Below are 16,991 nucleotides of genomic sequence, written 5' to 3'. Positions count from 1 at the left end.
ACTTTGAACTGCTGCATGTCTTTGTCCTTAAATCCCGTCGATTTGAGGAGACATGCAGTGATCACCACTGGAGAGCTATCGTGACCATTCTTCCCAATTCTCTGGAAGCGCGCGACGCGGCGTTTGTCCTTCATCCCTATACGAATGCGTCACAGCATTTGCAGGACGGTCCGCTCGTGATTTCCAAAGGAGAGGGGATCTACATCATCGACAGCGACGGCAACAAATATATCGAGGGACTCGGTGGACTGTTTTGCGCTTCGCTTGGCTTTAGCGAGCAACGGCTCGTCGACGCTGCCATGCGGCAAATGCAGGAATTGCCGTTTTATCACAGCTTTGGCGGCAAATCGCATGAGACGGCAATCGAACTTGCCGAACAGCTGATCCGCCTTGCTCCGGTCCCGATGTCGAAAGTGTTCTTTGCCAATTCGGGTTCAGAGGCCAACGACACGGCTCTGAAACTCGTCTGGTACTACCACAATGCCATCGGCAAGCCGGAAAAGAAGAAAGTCATCTCCCGTTGGCGCGCCTATCATGGGGTGACGATTGCCTCTGCAAGTCTCACCGGATTGCCGAACAACCATCGCGATTTCGATCTGCCGATCGACGGGGTGCTTCATACCGATTGTCCTGAATATTATCGCTATGGTCTTTCCGGCGAGACCGAGGAAGAATTCGCGACGCGTTGCGCTGCTTCGCTTGAAGATCTGATACTTGCCGCGGGACCGGACACGATCGGCGCCTTCTTCGCCGAGCCATTGATGGCGTCGGGTGGCTGCATCGTTCCCCCACCCACCTATTACGACAAGATCCAGGCTGTACTCAGGAAGTACGATATCCTGCTGATCGCGGATGAGGTGATCTGCGGTTTCGGCCGGCTCGGCACGATGTTCGGCTCCGAGAGCTTCGGCATGCAGCCCGACATGATTTCCATGGCCAAGCAGTTGTCGGCGGCGTACCAGCCGATTTCCGCGCTGATGATCAACGAGAAAGTCCACGCCGCAATCGTCGCCGAGAGCGAGAAGATCGGCACCTTCGGGCACGGCTTTACCTATAGCGGGCACCCGGTCGCCACTGCAGTGGCCCTCGAGACCCTGAAAATCTACGAGGAGAGAGACATCGTAGGGCACGTCCAGAATGTCGCGCCGCTCTTCCAACGAAGACTCCGCGCGCTCGCAGAACATCCGCTCGTCGGAAACGCGCGTGGACGCGGCTTGATCGGTACGCTTGAGCTTGTTCGCAACAAGGAGACCAAGGAACCCTTCAATCCGGCGAACGGCGTCGCGATACATGCCGGCAAGCGAGCACAAGCGCACGGTGTCGTCACGCGCGCCATGGGTGACAACTACTCTCTCTGCCCGCCACTGATCATCACGGAAGCGCAGATCAACGACATGTTCGACCGCTCGGAAAAGGCGCTCGATGACACATATACCTGGGCGCGCGCCAACAATCTCTATTGATAAGGACGATACCATGCGGAACTTCGAACATCCCGGGCGCTCGGTTGCCGTTGGCCGCAGCGGCATGGCCGCAACCTCACATCCCATGGCAACCTTGACCGCTATCGACATCCTGAAGAGCGGCGGCAAGGCCATCGATGCCGCGGTGGCGGCCTGTGCGGTCCAGTGCGTGGTCGAGGCCGGCTCCACAGGTATCGGCGGCGATTGCTTCGCGTTGCTGGCACCCAACGGAAGCGACCAAGTGATCGCCTATAACGGGTCGGGTCGCACGCCCGCAGCTGCCGACTTCAAGTGGTTCAAGGACCAGGGAATTTCCGAGATCGCGCGGTCTTCGCCTCACGCGGTGACTATTCCAGGCGCCGTCGATGCCTGGACGCGGCTGGTCGCAGATCATGGGCGCATGTCCATGGCCGACATCGTGGCACCGGCGATCGCCCTTGCGCGGGACGGTTACGCCATCACACCGCGCGTTGCCGCCGACATTTCGCATCAGCGCGCGATGCTCGCCCTCAATTCGTCGACGCGCCGCATATTCCTCGACAACGATGAAGCTCCCGCAGTTGGGTCTGTTCAGCGTCAGCCGGAGCTTGCGGAAACTTTGTCGGCCATCGGCAAGCACGGCCGGGACGCATTTTATCGGGGTGATGTCGCAGAAGACATGGTCTCTTACCTCCAGGCGCTCGGCGGCCTGCACACCAAGGAGGATTTCGCCTCCGCCGCTGGAGAATACGTTGCTCCCATCAGTGCAACCTATCGTGGATGGACGGTTCATGAATGCCCGCCCAATGGGCAAGGCATCATTGCTCTTATGATCCTCAAGATTCTCGAACGTTTCACCCCGTCGGGTCATCCCCTAAATGCCGACAACCTGCACATCGAAGTCGAGGCGACCCGACTTGCCTATGCTGCGCGCGAACGCTGGCTGGCGGACGCGGCAATATCAAACGTGCCGATCGATTTTCTTTTGTCGGACGAGCTCGCCGACGAGCTTGCCTCGAAGATCAACCTGGACCAGGCTTGCGACGCCAGCGGTTTCATCGATGGTGTCGAGCATTCGGACACGGTCTACATCTCGGTGGTCGACAAAGATCGCAATGCCGTCAGCTTCATCAATTCCATTTTCCACCCCTACGGCAGCGGCCTCATGGCCCCGAAATCGGGCGTGTTGTTCCACAACCGCGGCCAGAGTTTCGTGCTGACGGAGGGGCATCCGAACGCGATTGGCCCGCGCAAGCGGCCGATGCACACGATCATTCCAGGAATGGTCACGCGAAACGGTAAAGCGGCCCTCTCATTCGGCGTGATGGGCGGCCACTATCAAGCCATGGGACATGCGCACTTTCTGTCGAAGCTGTTCGACTATGGCATGGATATGCAATCGGCGATCGAGCTTCCTCGTCTGTTCCCCCTCCCCGGCACCGCGACGATCGAAGCCGAGGAAGCAATTCGAAGTGCGATCGGCGAAAACCTCGAGAGCCGAGGCTTTAAGGTGATCCCACCGAAATGGGCTATCGGCGGAGCACAGGCGGTCTGGATCGATCATCAACACGGAACTCTGCTCGGCGCGTCAGATCATCGCAAGGATGGTTGCGCCCTGGGGTACTGATTTTCAGAACATCGGAGAACCGTGATGTCCGACTATCCGCAAACTCGACTCTATATCGGCGGCATTTGGCGAGATGGATCGAAAGAGCGCCTTCCAATCCTCAATCCTGCCACCGACGAGCTCATTGGAACCGTGGCAAACGCCGGGCGGGATAATCTTGACGAAGCTCTTGCAACTGCCGCAACCGGGTTCACGGCCTGGTCTCGGTTCAGCGCATTCGAGCGCGCTGGGCTGTTGCACAAGGCTGCCCAGCTACTGCGCGAACGGGTTGAGAAGATCGCGACGATCATGACTCTCGAACAGGGAAAGCCGCTCGCGGAGTCGACAGCGGAGACTCTGGCGGCGGCCGACATGATCGACTGGTTTGCCGAGGAGGCGCGGCGGGCATACGGGCGGGTTGTCCCTTCGCGGTTCGTCAATGTTCGGCAGATCGTCGTCAGGGAGCCCGTCGGTCCGGTCGCCGCCTTCAGCCCCTGGAACTTTCCATTGAACCAGGCCGTGCGCAAGGTAGCGGCCGGTCTTGCGGCCGGTTGTTCCGTCATTCTGAAGGGACCAGAGGAGACACCGGCGAGTTGTGCCGAACTTGTTCGCGCATTCGCGGACGCCGATTTGGCAGCCGGCGCGCTCAATCTGGTATTCGGCACCCCCGCCGACATCTCCAACCACCTCATTCCCCATCCGGTCATCCGCAAGATCTCCTTCACGGGCTCGACGGCTGTTGGCAAACAGCTTGCGGCTCTCGCCGGTGCTCATATGAAGCGGGTGACGATGGAACTTGGCGGTCACGCACCTGCGATCGTGTTCGACGATGCCGACGTCGATCTCGCAGTCCGGATCCTGGCCGGAGCAAAATTCCGCAATGCGGGCCAAGTCTGCGTTGCCCCAACCCGCTTCCTCATACAGGAGAGGATCTACGCGAGGTTTCTCGACTGCTTCGTCAAGGCTGCAGAGGCCGTCAAGGTGGGCAATGGACTGGATTCGGGCACGACCATGGGCCCGCTTGCGAACGGCAGACGGCTCGAAGCTATGGAATCATTGGTGGCTGATGCCGTCTCGTGGGGCGGAAAGATTGCGACGGGCGGCGAGCGCATCGGCAACCGCGGAAATTTCTACAAACCCACGGTTCTCACAGATGTGCCGCTGAGTGCCCGGATATTGAACGAGGAGCCCTTCGGCCCAATCGCTGTGATAAGCCCTTTTTCGACCTATGAAGCCGCCATTGCGGAAGCGAACCGCCTCCCTTATGGCTTGGCAGCGTATGCTTATACGACATCCGGGAAAACGAGTGCCGCACTGAGCCGCGATATTCAGAGCGGAATGATCTCAATCAATCACCATGGGCTGGCGCTGCCGGAGCTTCCCTTTGGCGGCATAAAGGACTCGGGCTACGGGTCCGAAGGCGGAACCGAGGCGATGGACAACTTCTTCAACATCAAGCTGGTTACAGAAGCCATTTAACCTTCAGGGAAGCACCGTGCGCCGCTTTTTGCCCGACACTTTCACAATCCTGCTCGTCTGTAGCGTCGTCCTTGCCTCGCTGCTTCCGGCAAGCGGCAGTTTTGCGGATTATTTCGGCGTCGCCACAAGTCTCGCCATTGCGCTTCTCTTCTTTCTGCATGGCGCGCGGATGTCCACCGATGTTGTCATTGCCGGCATCCTGCATTGGCGCCTGCACCTCGTCATTCTGCTCACGACATTCGCTGTTTTCCCACTGCTTGGCCTAGCGTTGGGCCTCGTTCCCCATTCGCTCCTGCCGCAACCGCTTTATCTCGGTATTCTCTTCCTGTGCGTCCTGCCGTCCACCGTGCAGTCATCGATTGCATTTACGTCAATAGCCGGCGGGAATGTTCCGGCTGCCATCTGCTCAGCCTCCGCCTCCAATATACTCGGCATGTTCCTGACGCCTCTTCTCGTCGGCGTGCTCTTTTCTGTCGGTGGCCATGGCAGGCTCTCCTGGGATGTCATGGAAAAGATCCTGCTGCAGTTGCTCGCGCCATTTGTCGTCGGGCAGATCCTACAACCGTGGATTGGAAACTGGGTACGCTCGAAGAAGAAGATTCTTACTCCTGTCGACAGAGGTTCCATCCTGATGGTTGTCTACCTCGCCTTCAGCAAGGCGGTCGTCGAGGGATTGTGGCAAACCTTCTCTCCGAGAGATATCGCCGTCGTTGTCGGGCTTGACATGCTACTGCTCGGCTTTGTGCTGACCTTCACCATGCGCGGCAGCCGCCTCATGGGCTTCAACAGGCCAGACCAGATCACCATCACGTTTTGTGGATCGAAGAAGAGCCTTGCCAGTGGCGTACCGATGGCAGGCGTCATCTTCGCCGGGCAGTCGATCGGAGCGATCGTCCTGCCGTTGATGCTTTTCCACCAGATCCAGTTGATGGTGTGCGCAGTCATCTCACAGAAATATTCTGCTGCCGCTGAAACGGCATGACGGACAAAGGCCAAAGCGCGTCGCGATTAAACGTATTCGTGCGCCGCGCTTTAGGTCCTTGTTTTTATGCATGTCGTTGGCCCAAAAACCGCTACACACTTTTGGGCGACATGCATTAAAGCGATGAAAGGGCGCTCGCCATGCGTGCCAAAGCTTCCTCGAGGACCGAACGCGGGCAACCGACGTTGAGCCGAATGAAGCCCTCTCCCCCAGGCCCATAGACGCGCCCATCGTATAAGTTGACGCCGGCTCGTTCGACGAAGAAGCGATGTACGCCTCCAACCCTTGCGTCCACTTCCCGTGCGTCTAGCCAGACCAAAAACGAGGCGTCTGGTCGTATAGGGGAGATCCCCGGAAGTGACTCTGCGGCCCGGCTCAATACAAGATCGACGTTGTCGCGAATATAGGGTGTCAGGTGGTCCAACCACTGATCGCCCGAGCTGTAAGCAACCTCCAGAGCTATGCGCCCAAAGAAATTGGCGTTCACCATGAACGAAGCTTGCATAACCCGGAACAATTCCTCCCGGCGTTTCGAGTCAGCGATCGAAAGCGTGGCCGAAGGCACACCGGCCAAGTTAAAGGTTTTCGTGGGGGCTGTGCAGATGAAGGACTTCGCCGCCGCGGCCTCACTGATCGACGAAAATACGACGTGTGGACGGTCGTTTAGGCGAATGTCGCAGTGAATGTCGTCGGAGATGACCAGAATGCCGTAGCGCTCGCACAGCGAATCCAAGCTCTCGAGGTCCTCGCGCGTCCAGGCTTTCCCAGCCGGGTTGTGCGGGTTGCACAACAAGAAGGCGCGCGCCCCGTTTGCAGCGAGACGCTCGAAGTCATCCAGGTCGAGCTCGTAGCCACCCTCAACAAGCCTCAAGCGGTTGATCAGCAGCGTCCTATTGTTGTCGCGGACGACTTGAAAGTATGGCGAATAGACTGGCGCCTGTACGATGACGCCGTCTCCTGGCCGCGTGAAGGTCCGCAGTATAGCCGCGACCGAAGGCATAATGGCAGGGGCAGGAAGCAGGGTCGCCAAGTCCATGTGCCAGTTGTGGCGACGCTCGAACCATGATTTGACGATTTCATAGTGATGCGGATCGCGCTTCGTATAGCCGTAGATACCATGATTGACAGCCTCCCGCAGGCGCGCGATCACTGGCTCCGGCGCCCGGAAGTCCATGTCAGCCGTCCAGAGGGACATCAGCCCTTCGCCCTCGACACGAGGGGAGAACTCATCCCATTGATTGGCCCATTTCGCAGATCCAAATTGGCTGCGATCGTGAACAACGCCAAAATCAAACTCCTCCGCGCCCAGTTTCCTGGCCGCCGGCACCCCCGGCTGTGAGTATGTCATTGGTTCAGATTCCTAGAAATTATTGTTGCGCAAACCAGCGCGCTGGCAGGAAAGATCGGGACAAGTCACTTCAAGATTTGTCGCAAAAACTGCTGTGCACGCTCCGATCGAGCGCTTTTGATTTCGGAATGCCCGACACAGAAGCTGCCGGCTTTGGTTTGCTGAGCATCAACATCTCCTTTGATTTAATGACCGCGCGCGAGGTGACGTTCCACGGACTGCGAGTATCGGGACATTCCGAAGCAGAAGAACCAATAGACAATCGCGGCGAAGAGGTAGCCGGTGGAGGAGATCGTTGGTCCGGCCCAATTCGGATCGATGCGGGCTGCTTCGACCGCGCGCAGGAAGTCTGCGATGCCGACGATCGCCACCAGCGTCGTATCCTTGAACAGGCCGATGAATGTCGAAACGATGCCGGGGATGACGATGGTCAAGGCCTGAGGCAGGATGATTAGCCTCATCATCGTGAAGTACCCGAGCCCAAGAGCCTGGGCGCCTTCGTATTGTCCCTTCGGGATTGCTTGCAATCCGGCGCGTACGACTTCTGCCATGTATGCCGCTGAGAAGAGGGCGGTTCCGATCATCGGCCGCAGCAGCCTATCGGGTGTGAGCGCCTCCGGCACAAATAGAGGCATCATGAAGTTCGCCATGAAGAGAACGGTGATGAAAGGCACACCGCGCACAACCTCGATGTAGAAGACGCAGACAGCCTTGACGATCGGTAGCTCGGAGCGTCGGCCGAGGGCCAGGACGACACCCAGCGGCAGTGAAAACACAATCCCCACGACCGACATCAAGAGCGTGATCATCATCCCGCCCCAGAGCGTGGTGTCGATGACAGGCAGGCCGATCGCTTCGACGCCGCGAAGCAGAGCGAATCCAACAATGGGATACACTCCGAAGAATAGGAGCGCGGCCGTGTTCCGACGCGGAGCGTTCCGCCAAAGAAGCCAAGCGATCAAAATGGCCCCGATTACCTGTGTCAGGTCGACGCGCCAGCGTTCCGTCACAGGATAGGCTCCGTACTGGAGGTAGTTCAGCTTGGCACGAATGAATGACCAACATGCACCATCGGGATTCGCGCGACAGAGCTCGCTATCACCGCTCCAGACGGCATTGATCAACGCGAAACTCAGGAACTGAGAGACGAGCCACACCGCCAATCCGGTGAAGCATACAGTCAAAAGGCATGAGAACGGGCTTGAGAACAGGTTCTTTCGCGCCCAGGTGAGGGGGCTAGGCCGGATATCCGCCGGTGGCGGGCTGGCTGGGATATACTCGTGATGGAAAGCCGCCGCGACGGGAAGGGTTGTGGTCATTTATCTCTCCACGAGCGCGAAGCGCAGGTTAAAGGCGTTCATCGCTGCTGACGTGATCAGGGAGATGACCAGATATACGGCAAAGGTTATGGCCATGACCTGGACCGCGGCACCTGTCTGGTTAAGTACCGATCCCGCGAAGACCTGCACGAGGTCAGGATATCCAATGAAAACAGCAAGCGAGGAGTTCTTGATCAAGTTCAGGTATTGGCTGGTCAGAGGCGGAATGATGATCCGGAACGCTTGAGGCACCACAACGAGGCGCAACGTCTTGCCTTGCGGGAGCCCGAGGGCGTGGGCCGCTTCGGTCTGCCCCTTGGAAACCGCCTGTACGCCCCCGCGAACGATTTCCGCGATAAACGACGCCGTGTAGACGGAGAGGCCGATGAGGAGGGCCGCGAACTCAGGGTAGATTTGCTGGCCGCCACGGAAGTTGAAGCCCCTGAGTTCCGGATATGTGAAAGACCATGGGTTTCCCGCGGCGACATAAGCCGCCAACGGTAGTCCTGTGAGCAGGAGCAGGTTGACGACCAAGACCGGAAGCTGCTTGCCGGTCCGTTTTTGATAGCCGCTTGCATAAGCGCTGAATGCTGTCGCGAATGCGACTGCTGCAACGATCGCGATGGCCACCAAGCCGGCGCCTGCATGAAACTCGACAGCAGGCAGGATGATCCCACGGTTGTTGAGGTAGATCCCCCCAGGAAGGGCGATAGAAGCCTTCGGCGCGGGCAGCGGCTTAAGCACCGCGTTGTACCAGAACAGAAGCTGGAGCAGCAGCGGGATGTTCCTGATGACCTCCACGTATGAAGTCGCCACCTTGGCTACTATCCAATTATTGGAGAGCCGCGAAATGCCGATCAGGAATCCGATGACCGTGGCAAGCACGATGCCGAAAGCGCTGACAAGAAGTGTGTTCGCGACCCCAACCCAGAACGCCTGGCCATAACTGGAAAGGGTGTCATAAGGGATGAGGGTCTGATTTATCTGGAAGCCAGCCGTTTGGTTCCAGAAGTCAAACGTCAGGGGAATGCCGCGCTGTCTCATGTTGGAGACGGTTTGGGTCGCGATTCCTGTAACGATGACAGCCAGACTTACAGCCAACCCCGCTTGATAGGCGATTGCGCGAAACTTCTTGTCATAGATCGAGAAAGCCCTGCTCAGATGCGCAGGCTGAGAGATGTCAACCATTCGTGCCTCCCAACTTGACCGAAAGGCCGCCGCTCTACGCGGCGGCCTTCCGTTGCTCATCAACGGATGGGGGGCGCGTATTGAAGACCGCCTGCGTTCCAGAGAGCGTTAACGCCCCGCTCGATCTTCAGCGGAGAATCCTTGCCGATCGAACGTTCGAAGATTTCCGAATAATTGCCGACCTGCTTGATGATGTCCTGCGACCACGTTTCGCCGAGCCCTACATCCTTGCCGAAGCTGCCTTCGACGCCCAGCAGGCGTCGGATGTTCGGATTGTCGGAGTTTTTCATCTCGTCGACATTCTTCGAGGTGACGCCGAACTCCTCTGCGGCGAGCATGACATTGAGAGTCCACTTTGCGATGTTCAGCCACTGATCGTCACCTTGGCGCACAGCGGGTCCGAGAGGCTCCTTCGAAATGATCTCGGGGAGAACGACACTGTCATCGGCATTGGCCATGCGGATACGCGCAGCGTTCAAACTGGACGTGTCGGCGGAGAAGACGTCGCACCGCCCCTCCTCATAGGCCTTGATGACAGCCTCCTCATCGGCGAAACCGACAGCGCTGAAGGTCATGCCGTTGGAACGGAAGTAGTCTGCGAGGTTCAGCTCTGTGGTGGTTCCCTGCGAAACGCAGATCGATGCGCCGTCCAGGTCCTTCGCCGATTTAATGTTCTCCGACTTGCGCACCATGAAGCCCTGGCCGTCATAGAAATATGTGCCGGCGAAAATGATCCCGAGCGAGGTATCGCGCGAGGAAGTCCAGGTGGCGTTGTGGGCCAGAATGTCGATCTCGCCGGACTGGAGTGCGGTGAAGCGATCCTTTGCATTGAGGGGGATGAACTTGACCTTGGTCGCATCGCCGAGGACGCCGGCAGCCACAGCACGGCAGTAATCGACCACGAACCCGGTCCACTTCCCATCGTTGTCAGGGACGCTGAAGCCCGCCGTTGCCGGATTTGTCCCGCAGGTGAGAATTCCTTTTGCCTTTACGTTGTCCAACGTCCCTGCCCAGACGGTGGATGCATAAGCGGCAAACGCCGCCCCGAGAACTCCAGTCATAATCTTGCGCATGGAAGGATCCCCTTTTTTATATTGCAAAAAGAGGGTCGCCCCTAAGGCGTTAATTTGTCAAATTGATTGTCTTCATCCGGATTATGAATATCGTTCATAGCGTTACCGCCGTCGCCGACCCGTGTTTTCGGTCAGTCGGGACTCGCAATCAGAGTTGCCGGTTTTATTGGAGATCGTACTTGAGTAGTGCCGAAGCCGGCACGGCTCACGTCATGAGCTTGTTCGCGAGTATTACTTCGTTCTTCTTTATTTGAGCGGCGTGGTAGAGTTCGGTTATCAGCCGCCGCAGCCAAAGGGCTCCCGGATCAGCGGCCATCTGCCGATGGAGGACGAGGTTTGCGCTTACGGATGAAATGGGGATTGGCGGCGAGAGAAGTGTCACCTCGCTTGTTTCATCAAACATTTGAAGAATTCCGTCGCCGCAATGAGTGATGAGCTCGGTTCCCCTCAGGACCCACGGCATAACCAAGTAGTTTGAGATGGTGGCCACGACCTTTCGCCTGAGACCGCGATCTCTCAGCGCGGCATCAGCCAAGCCCTCAGCCAGACCATCTGCCGAAATCTGGAGATGCGAAGCCGATAGATAAGTCTCGAGGCTCAGCGGACTCCGTGCAATTTGGCTACCGCTCCACACAGCGCAAAGCAACCTGTCCTGCCCAAGCTCCACCTTGACTAGGCTGGGATCATCTTTGAGATTTGCGCCCGTCAACGTGCAGTCTACCTGCCGAAAGTAGTCGGCGCTTTCCGCCTCGACCCGGTTCGCGGGAATCACGTTGAGCGTGGCATGCGGCGCCTGCTCGGAGAATTCCTTAATCAACGGCGGAATGAATATCATCGCATGATAGTCAGTGAGGCCTACACGAAACTTTCGCTCGGTCGTTGTGGGATCAAAAACCTTGTAGCGCCCGATCGACGCGCGAATTTTCGCCAGCGCATCAGACAAATCCGTCGCCAGCTCGAGTGCTCGCGGCGTGGGTCTCATGATGCCGCCATCTCGTGTAAACAATTCGTCCTTGAAAAGTGTGCGCAGCTTGGCGAGAGAGTGGCTGACGGCAGACTGGGTCCGCCCCAAATGGGCGGCGGCGCCCGTGACACTTCGTTCCTGCATCAACACGTCGAAGACGCGAAGAAGATTAAGGTCAACTTCGTCTGAAGACATCGAAAGCTCCATGAGCAAGACTCATGCAGCTTATGGAAGCATTTCACTTTACGCATGGCAACGCCGCGATAGGCGCGTTCGGACCAAGGGATCGAACCGGCGACCGCCCACCGGCAGCGCGAGATCCTAAACTTCAAGAACTGGCCGGGACATTGTCCGGACTTTCGCGGCTATCCTATATCGTATAGGATCGTTCATGGCCCGAAGCATTGTCGGAGCGAGTCGGGACCTATCAGGGCATGAAAGACGGGATGGACATGACTTCGACCAAGCTCACCGCAGCAACGCTGGGCAGTACCCAAATCCAGCGCGCGAACAGCCTTGCGGAGGATGTCTACGAGGCGATCTTCAACCGGCTGATGTCGCTCAATATCCCGCCGGGTGCGCGCATTACGGTCGACAACCTCGTGAAGGAATTCAACGTTTCCCACACGCCAATCCGGGAGGCCCTTGGCCGGTTGGAAGGCGAAGGCCTGGTGGTAAAGCAGCATCTTGTCGGCTATCGCGCGGCGCCACAAATAACGCGCCGGCGGTTTGACGAGCTTTATCAGCTCCGCCTCCTGCTCGAGCCTGATGGCGCGGCAAAGGCGGCCACCGCCATGGACGATGAAAAGCTTGCGATCTTGCAGGAGGCCGCAGGCGTCATGGCAAAGCGTGATGGCCAGGACGAACGCGTGCACTATGCCACCTTTGCCCGTCAGGATGCGATTTTCCACGACCGCATCATGGAACTCGCCGGCAACGAACTCATTCGGGAAATACTGAGTTTCCAGCACGCACACTTTCACATCTTCCGCCTCATGTTTCACTGGCGCGTCACCGAGGAGGCGCTCGACGAACACCAGGCCCTGCTCGACGCATTCGCCGCCGGCGACGCGGTCGCTGCTGCAAGGGCGATGCAACTGCACATCGAGCATTCGCGCGACCGGCTTCTGCCGGCCTTCGAATGAGATTTCAACGACGAGGAGGAGAAAACTATGCCAGGCAAGCGGATTCTCATGCTTACCGGTGATTTCACCGAAGAATACGAAATCTTCGTGTTCCAGCAGGCCATGGAGGCCGTCGGTCATACGGTCCACATCGTCTGCCCGGACAAGAAGGCCGGCGACATCCTGCGGACGTCCCTGCACGACTTCGAAGGCGACCAGACCTACACCGAGAAACTCGGCCATAATGTCGTCATCAACAAGACGTTCGCGGAAGCAGAAGCTCAACTCGACGAGTATCACGCCGTCTACTGCGCCGGCGGCCGCGGACCGGAATACATCCGCACCGACAAACGCGTGCAGGCCATCGTGCGGCATTTCCACGAAAAGCAGAAGCCGATCTTCACGATCTGCCACGGCGTACAAATTCTGATCGCCGTCGACGGTGTCGTGCGCGGCAAGAAGGTCGGCGCTCTCGGCGCATGCGAGCCGGAAGTCACGCTGGCTGGCGGTACCTATATCGACCTCTCCCCCACCGAGGCCTATGTCGACGGCACGATGGTATCGGCAAAGGGCTGGACGGCCCTTGCCGCCTTCATGCGGGAGTGCCTTAAGGTTCTCGGCACCGAGATCTACCACAACTGATGGACTGCGAGCCCGGCTCACGATCCTGCGCCGGGCTCCGTCTTCCCGCAGGAGTTTTCGCCGCCGCTGCTATAGCGCCCGGGGTTCCAGCCGCGCCCTCTGTTGCCGAACATCTCGTATCCGTCCTTCGTGACGGCGAGCGTGTCCTCGAGCTTGATGAAACCGCGCTTCGGGTGAAGCATCGTCGTCTCGACGGAAATGACCATGCCCGCCTCCAGGGGGCGATCCGCGTCGACGCCTTCGTAGGCGACCGGGTGGTTGGTCATCAGGAAAGGTGCTTCGTGGCTGATGAGACCCATGCCGTGGCAGAAGAAGTCGGTAAAGGCGGCCGAGGGCGAGCTTTTCAGCATCTTTTCCGCCGCCGTAATCATCTCACTGGCTTGAGCGCCGGCCTTGACCTTGGCGAAGGCCGCCTGCTGGATCGACTCGACTTCAGCTAACAGATCCTCGAGCTCCGCATCGGGTTCGCCGAGCACGCCCATGCGGCAAAGGTCCCCGATATACCCGTGATAATTGCCCCCGGAATCGATCGAAAGCACCTCGCCCTTCGCCCACGCCTGCGGCGAGGCCGCACGGTTGTGACTAGAGCCGAGGGTCAGCAGGCAATACTCGAAATGCAGGCCGCGATTGGTCTCCTCTCGCCGGAGCCGCTCAATGATCTCGATCTTAGTGGACCCCTCCCGTGCTGCCGCGATCGTGGCAAGCATGGAATCAGTGATCAGTTCGGACGCAAGCTTGAGCTTCTGCAGTTCCTGCGGCGCCTTGATCGCCCGCAATCGCTCCAGCGTGTGCGTCGCATCCACGAAACGCGCAACTTCAAGGCGAGAAGCCAGCAGATCCCGCGCATCCGACGGCAGAAAGGGCGGCTCGATGCCGATGCGAGCACCCGCCTTACCGATCTTCTTCAGGTGCTCGACGGCAAGCGCTGCCGCATCGAGCGTACCCCAGGTCGCCGTATGGACGGCGGGTGTCCAGAACGGGTTGTTCTGGTGCTCACCTCCCTCCATCCGGTTGCCAACATAGGCTGAGTGGTCGGGTGAGCCCTTCTCATAAACGACGATCGGCAGATAACGGCTGTGGCCGATCGCATCCATTGCGGCGAAGAAGATGAACTTGTAGCCACCGAGCAGGTACTGCGTATTGTGCTTGGAGGTGGCGAGCAGCACGTCGATACCCGCCTCCTCCATCAGCCTGTCGAGTTTAGCCGCATCGAAAGGCGGTTCCACCGCCCGCGCTTCGCTTGGACTAATGTTCACGGGTTTTCTCCTAAAAGCCGTTGCCGCGCGCCTCAGGCGCCAGCCGGGATTAATCGGAAATCCGGCAGATCCCGAAGCGCACGCTCGGGCCCGGCCGGCGAATAGACCACGAAGAGCTGCATCGGGCCGGATCCCGTGTTCTTCGTCGAGTGGAACCGGCTCTCCGGTACATAGATTGTGCAACCGGGCCCGACCTTCTCAGTCACCGGATTGCCGTTCTCGTCCTCCACCATTTGTTCGCCCTCGCCCGAGATGACGAAGATGATCTCTTCCGCGCCCGGATGATTGTGACGCGCATGCCCCTCGCCGCTCGGCAAGTCGACCACACCACCCGAGAAGCGCTCGGCCCCGTTCACCTCCGGCGCGACCGTCAGTGCGAGGCGGCCCCAGTCGAAGCCGAAGCTGTCGACATCCTTCGGGTAGAGAAAATATTTATCCTTTGCCATGCCGCGGCCTCCTCCCGCATCTTGCTGGCTTCAAACCACCGTGCTGATGGCAAGCGCCTTGAAGTCTTCCGTCTGCTTGCGGATCGCCACCTCGGCCGGCAGGCGTTCCATGGAACTTGCGCCATAAAAGCCATTGCAGGCTGGGCAACGATCCAGGATGTAGCGTGCATCCTCCGGCATCGAAATCGGTCCCCCGTGACAAAGCACGATGACGTCCTTCCGTACCGAGCGTGCGGCCGCCGCTATCGCGTCGATTTCGCTCACGCAGTCGTCGAGCGACACCGCGGACGTGGCGCCGATCGCGCCTCCCGTAGTAACGCCCATATGAGCGACGACGATGTCTGCACCGGCCTTGGTCATCGCAATCGCTTCTTCCTCGTTGAAGACATAGGGCGTCGTCAGCAGGTCGAGCCGGTGGGCTTCGGCGATCATGTCCACCTCGAGACCGTAGCCCATGCCGGTCTCCTCGAAGCTCTGCCGGATCCGTCCGTCGAAGAGGCCAATGGTCGGGAAATTCTGTACGCCGGAAAAGCCCATAGCCTTCAATTCCGCAAGAAACTGCGGCATGAACACGAATGGGTCGGTGCCATTGACGCCGGCGAGTACCGGTGTCGCCTTCACGACCGGCAGCACCTCCAATGCCATTTCCTTCACGATCTCATTGGCGTTTCCGTAGGCGAGCAGACCAGCCGCCGAGCCGCGGCCCGCCATTCGGTAACGGCCGGAGTTATAGATGATGATGAGGTCGATGCCGCCCGCCTCCTCGGCCTTGGCCGAAATCCCCGTGCCGGCCCCGCCTCCGATGATCGGCTTGCCGGCGGCGATCATGCCATGGAACTTTTCAAGAATGGTCTTGCGGGGGATTGCTGGCATCGGCGTCTCTTTCAGGGGTTGGCGATATCTCGGTAGGCGGCGACTGCGGCCTCCGCGAACTGCGGATCGTTGATGTGGAGCGGAAGCCGTTCGATGCGGCGCGCGTCGGTTGTTTCGACGGTGGCCTCCAGCGCCTCGAAGAGCGCCGCATCCGCCGCAGGATCGAAGAAGGCGCCGCCCTCGATATCGAGCGCCGACACGCCTCTCTCCGGGATCAGGAACCGGAGCGGGCCTTTGCAGAGGTTCAGCTTTGCGCCAATCCACCTTCCGATGGCGGCGCACTCCTCCGCCGACGTGCGCATGAGCGTGACGTTCGGGTTGTGGCGGTATAGGAGCCGACCGGCATAACGCTCCGGCACCGTCTCGGCCGCCCAGAAATTCACCATATCCAATGCCCCGACAGAGCCGACATAGGGCAGTTCGGTGCGCGCAATTGCGCCGAAACGATCCTCCGTTGCCGGCAGCACGCCGCCGAAGAGAAGATCGCAGACCTCGGTCGTCGTCATGTCGAGCACGCCCGAAAGAAGCCCGCTGTCTGCAAGCTTCTCCATCGTGCGTCCGCCGGTACCTGTGGCGTGGAAGACCATACAGTCATGGTCGGCTTTGAGCCGCTCGACGATGGCAGTCACACAAGACGTCGTCACGCCGAACATGGTAAGGCCGAGAGCGGGCTTCGAGGCCGTTTCCTTCGCCGGCCGGTGAGCCATGGCGGTAATCGCTTCGGCCGCGTTTTGCAGGATCACGCGGCTCACACGGTTGAGCCCAGCCATATCGGTGACCGACGGCATCATGATGATGTCGGAGACGTCGACATAAGGTGCTACGTCGCCGGATGCGAGCGTCGAGACCATGACCTTCGGTAGCCCGAGCGGCAGCCCACGCATGCCGGCGGTGATGATCGACGTCCCGCCGCCACCACCGATGCCCACGACGCCGGCGACGTCTGCGCGTTCGGGAAGAAAGCGCGCGAAGGCCTCGCCCATCGCCGCGACCGCCGTCCCCCGATCTTCGCCCGAAAGCACCGTGGCGGCACCGTCCGGATGCGCGGCGGCCACGGTTTCGGCGGAGATGTCGACCGTGATGGTGGGACGACGCGTGCCGACATCGACCAGAACAGGCCGGCCGCCCGCCGCCTCGATGCGGGAAGCAAGATAAGCGAGTTCCTCCCCCTTCGTGTCGGCGGTGCCGACGACGTAGATGCGTTTCATCTCTCCTCCCTGGCGGCTCTGGCCCTCCTCTGCCTTGAAAA

At 59.3% G+C, this 16,991-nt stretch carries 15 protein-coding genes; 6 read left to right on the top strand and 9 right to left on the bottom strand.

What is annotated here, in order from left to right; translation table 11 throughout:
• Positions 1 to 80 precede the first annotated feature (80 nt).
• Genes AYK65_RS00970 through AYK65_RS00955 form a run of 4 tightly spaced genes read left to right on the top strand, consistent with a single transcriptional unit; the run spans position 81 to position 5,509 of the window.
• Positions 81 to 1,463: an aspartate aminotransferase family protein gene (locus AYK65_RS00970; protein ID WP_046120078.1), complete on the top strand. Its 1,383-nt coding sequence runs from the start codon at positions 81 to 83 to the stop codon at positions 1,461 to 1,463.
• Between the two features lie 13 nt (positions 1,464 to 1,476).
• Positions 1,477 to 3,069: a gamma-glutamyltransferase gene (gene ggt, locus AYK65_RS00965; RefSeq protein ID WP_026616780.1), complete on the top strand. Its 1,593-nt coding sequence runs from the start codon at positions 1,477 to 1,479 to the stop codon at positions 3,067 to 3,069.
• Positions 3,070 to 3,093: 24 nt separating this feature from the next.
• Positions 3,094 to 4,527: an NAD-dependent succinate-semialdehyde dehydrogenase gene (locus AYK65_RS00960; protein WP_081157804.1), complete on the top strand. Its 1,434-nt coding sequence runs from the start codon at positions 3,094 to 3,096 to the stop codon at positions 4,525 to 4,527.
• A gap of 16 nt (positions 4,528 to 4,543) precedes the next feature.
• Positions 4,544 to 5,509 carry a bile acid:sodium symporter family protein gene (locus AYK65_RS00955; protein WP_046120081.1) on the top strand — a complete coding sequence of 322 codons (966 nt, stop codon included), beginning with the start codon at positions 4,544 to 4,546 and terminating at the stop codon, positions 5,507 to 5,509.
• 115 nt (positions 5,510 to 5,624) lie between these two features.
• On the opposite strand, the gene AYK65_RS00950 is transcribed toward AYK65_RS00955, so the two are convergent.
• The 5 genes from AYK65_RS00950 to AYK65_RS00930 form a co-directional block, all read right to left on the bottom strand.
• Positions 5,625 to 6,857 carry a MalY/PatB family protein gene (locus AYK65_RS00950; RefSeq protein ID WP_081157803.1) on the bottom strand — a complete coding sequence of 411 codons (1,233 nt, stop codon included), beginning with the start codon at positions 6,855 to 6,857 and terminating at the stop codon, positions 5,625 to 5,627.
• A 185-nt stretch (positions 6,858 to 7,042) separates the two neighbouring features.
• Positions 7,043 to 7,867: an amino acid ABC transporter permease gene (locus AYK65_RS00945; protein ID WP_244559941.1), complete on the bottom strand. Its 825-nt coding sequence runs from the start codon at positions 7,865 to 7,867 to the stop codon at positions 7,043 to 7,045.
• A 309-nt stretch (positions 7,868 to 8,176) separates the two neighbouring features.
• Positions 8,177 to 9,364 carry an amino acid ABC transporter permease gene (locus AYK65_RS00940; protein ID WP_081157802.1) on the bottom strand — a complete coding sequence of 396 codons (1,188 nt, stop codon included), beginning with the start codon at positions 9,362 to 9,364 and terminating at the stop codon, positions 8,177 to 8,179.
• A gap of 59 nt (positions 9,365 to 9,423) precedes the next feature.
• Complete coding sequence (locus AYK65_RS00935) at positions 9,424 to 10,437, bottom strand: amino acid ABC transporter substrate-binding protein (RefSeq protein WP_026616775.1); 1,014 nt, start codon at positions 10,435 to 10,437, stop codon at positions 9,424 to 9,426.
• A 205-nt stretch (positions 10,438 to 10,642) separates the two neighbouring features.
• On the bottom strand, positions 10,643 to 11,596 hold the full coding sequence (locus tag AYK65_RS00930; RefSeq protein WP_234706665.1) for a LysR family transcriptional regulator: 954 nt from the start codon (positions 11,594 to 11,596) through the stop codon (positions 10,643 to 10,645).
• Between the two features lie 257 nt (positions 11,597 to 11,853).
• Here AYK65_RS00930 and AYK65_RS00925 point away from each other — a divergent pair, with 257 nt between their 5' ends.
• Both AYK65_RS00925 and AYK65_RS00920 read left to right on the top strand, forming a co-directional pair.
• Entirely contained in the window at positions 11,854 to 12,546 is a 693-nt protein-coding gene (locus tag AYK65_RS00925) for a GntR family transcriptional regulator (protein WP_081157928.1), read from the top strand.
• 27 nt (positions 12,547 to 12,573) lie between these two features.
• Positions 12,574 to 13,167 carry a DJ-1/PfpI family protein gene (locus AYK65_RS00920; RefSeq protein WP_026616773.1) on the top strand — a complete coding sequence of 198 codons (594 nt, stop codon included), beginning with the start codon at positions 12,574 to 12,576 and terminating at the stop codon, positions 13,165 to 13,167.
• Positions 13,168 to 13,184: 17 nt separating this feature from the next.
• On the opposite strand, the gene AYK65_RS00915 is transcribed toward AYK65_RS00920, so the two are convergent.
• The 4 genes from AYK65_RS00915 to AYK65_RS00900 are packed head-to-tail and all read right to left on the bottom strand — an operon-like array spanning position 13,185 to position 16,950.
• Positions 13,185 to 14,423, bottom strand: a complete 1,239-nt coding sequence (locus tag AYK65_RS00915) for a M24 family metallopeptidase (protein WP_081157801.1) — start codon at positions 14,421 to 14,423, stop codon at positions 13,185 to 13,187.
• Positions 14,424 to 14,455: 32 nt separating this feature from the next.
• Entirely contained in the window at positions 14,456 to 14,869 is a 414-nt protein-coding gene (locus tag AYK65_RS00910; protein WP_081157800.1) for a cupin domain-containing protein, read from the bottom strand.
• 30 nt (positions 14,870 to 14,899) lie between these two features.
• Positions 14,900 to 15,742 (bottom strand): phosphoenolpyruvate hydrolase family protein, encoded by an 843-nt coding sequence (locus tag AYK65_RS00905; protein WP_081157799.1) that lies wholly within the window; start codon positions 15,740 to 15,742, stop codon positions 14,900 to 14,902.
• Positions 15,743 to 15,753: 11 nt separating this feature from the next.
• Positions 15,754 to 16,950: a Tm-1-like ATP-binding domain-containing protein gene (locus AYK65_RS00900; RefSeq protein WP_081157927.1), complete on the bottom strand. Its 1,197-nt coding sequence runs from the start codon at positions 16,948 to 16,950 to the stop codon at positions 15,754 to 15,756.
• Positions 16,951 to 16,991: the final 41 nt, after the last annotated feature.

Source organism: Ensifer aridi (assembly GCF_002078505.1).
In the GTDB taxonomy this organism is placed as follows: Bacteria; Pseudomonadota; Alphaproteobacteria; order Rhizobiales; family Rhizobiaceae; genus Sinorhizobium; species Sinorhizobium aridi.
The sequence above is the reverse complement of the archived record's forward strand: the minus strand, read 5'-3'. Positions and strand labels throughout refer to the sequence as shown.

What these genes read in the sequence shown, in the direction of transcription:
- ggt (WP_026616780.1), top strand. Translation starts at nt 1,477, where the DNA reads ATGCGGAACTTCGAACATCCCGGGCGCTCGGTTGCCGTTGGCCGCAGC.
- AYK65_RS00960 (WP_081157804.1), top strand. Translation starts at nt 3,094, where the DNA reads ATGTCCGACTATCCGCAAACTCGACTCTATATCGGCGGCATTTGGCGA.
- AYK65_RS00950 (WP_081157803.1), bottom strand. Translation starts at nt 6,857, where the DNA reads ATGACATACTCACAGCCGGGGGTGCCGGCGGCCAGGAAACTGGGCGCG.
- AYK65_RS00940 (WP_081157802.1), bottom strand. Translation starts at nt 9,364, where the DNA reads ATGGTTGACATCTCTCAGCCTGCGCATCTGAGCAGGGCTTTCTCGATC.
- AYK65_RS00935 (WP_026616775.1), bottom strand. Translation starts at nt 10,437, where the DNA reads ATGCGCAAGATTATGACTGGAGTTCTCGGGGCGGCGTTTGCCGCTTAT.
- AYK65_RS00930 (WP_234706665.1), bottom strand. Translation starts at nt 11,596, where the DNA reads ATGTCTTCAGACGAAGTTGACCTTAATCTTCTTCGCGTCTTCGACGTG.
- AYK65_RS00925 (WP_081157928.1), top strand. Translation starts at nt 11,854, where the DNA reads ATGACTTCGACCAAGCTCACCGCAGCAACGCTGGGCAGTACCCAAATC.
- AYK65_RS00920 (WP_026616773.1), top strand. Translation starts at nt 12,574, where the DNA reads ATGCCAGGCAAGCGGATTCTCATGCTTACCGGTGATTTCACCGAAGAA.
- AYK65_RS00910 (WP_081157800.1), bottom strand. Translation starts at nt 14,869, where the DNA reads ATGGCAAAGGATAAATATTTTCTCTACCCGAAGGATGTCGACAGCTTC.
- AYK65_RS00905 (WP_081157799.1), bottom strand. Translation starts at nt 15,742, where the DNA reads ATGCCAGCAATCCCCCGCAAGACCATTCTTGAAAAGTTCCATGGCATG.
- AYK65_RS00900 (WP_081157927.1), bottom strand. Translation starts at nt 16,950, where the DNA reads ATGAAACGCATCTACGTCGTCGGCACCGCCGACACGAAGGGGGAGGAA.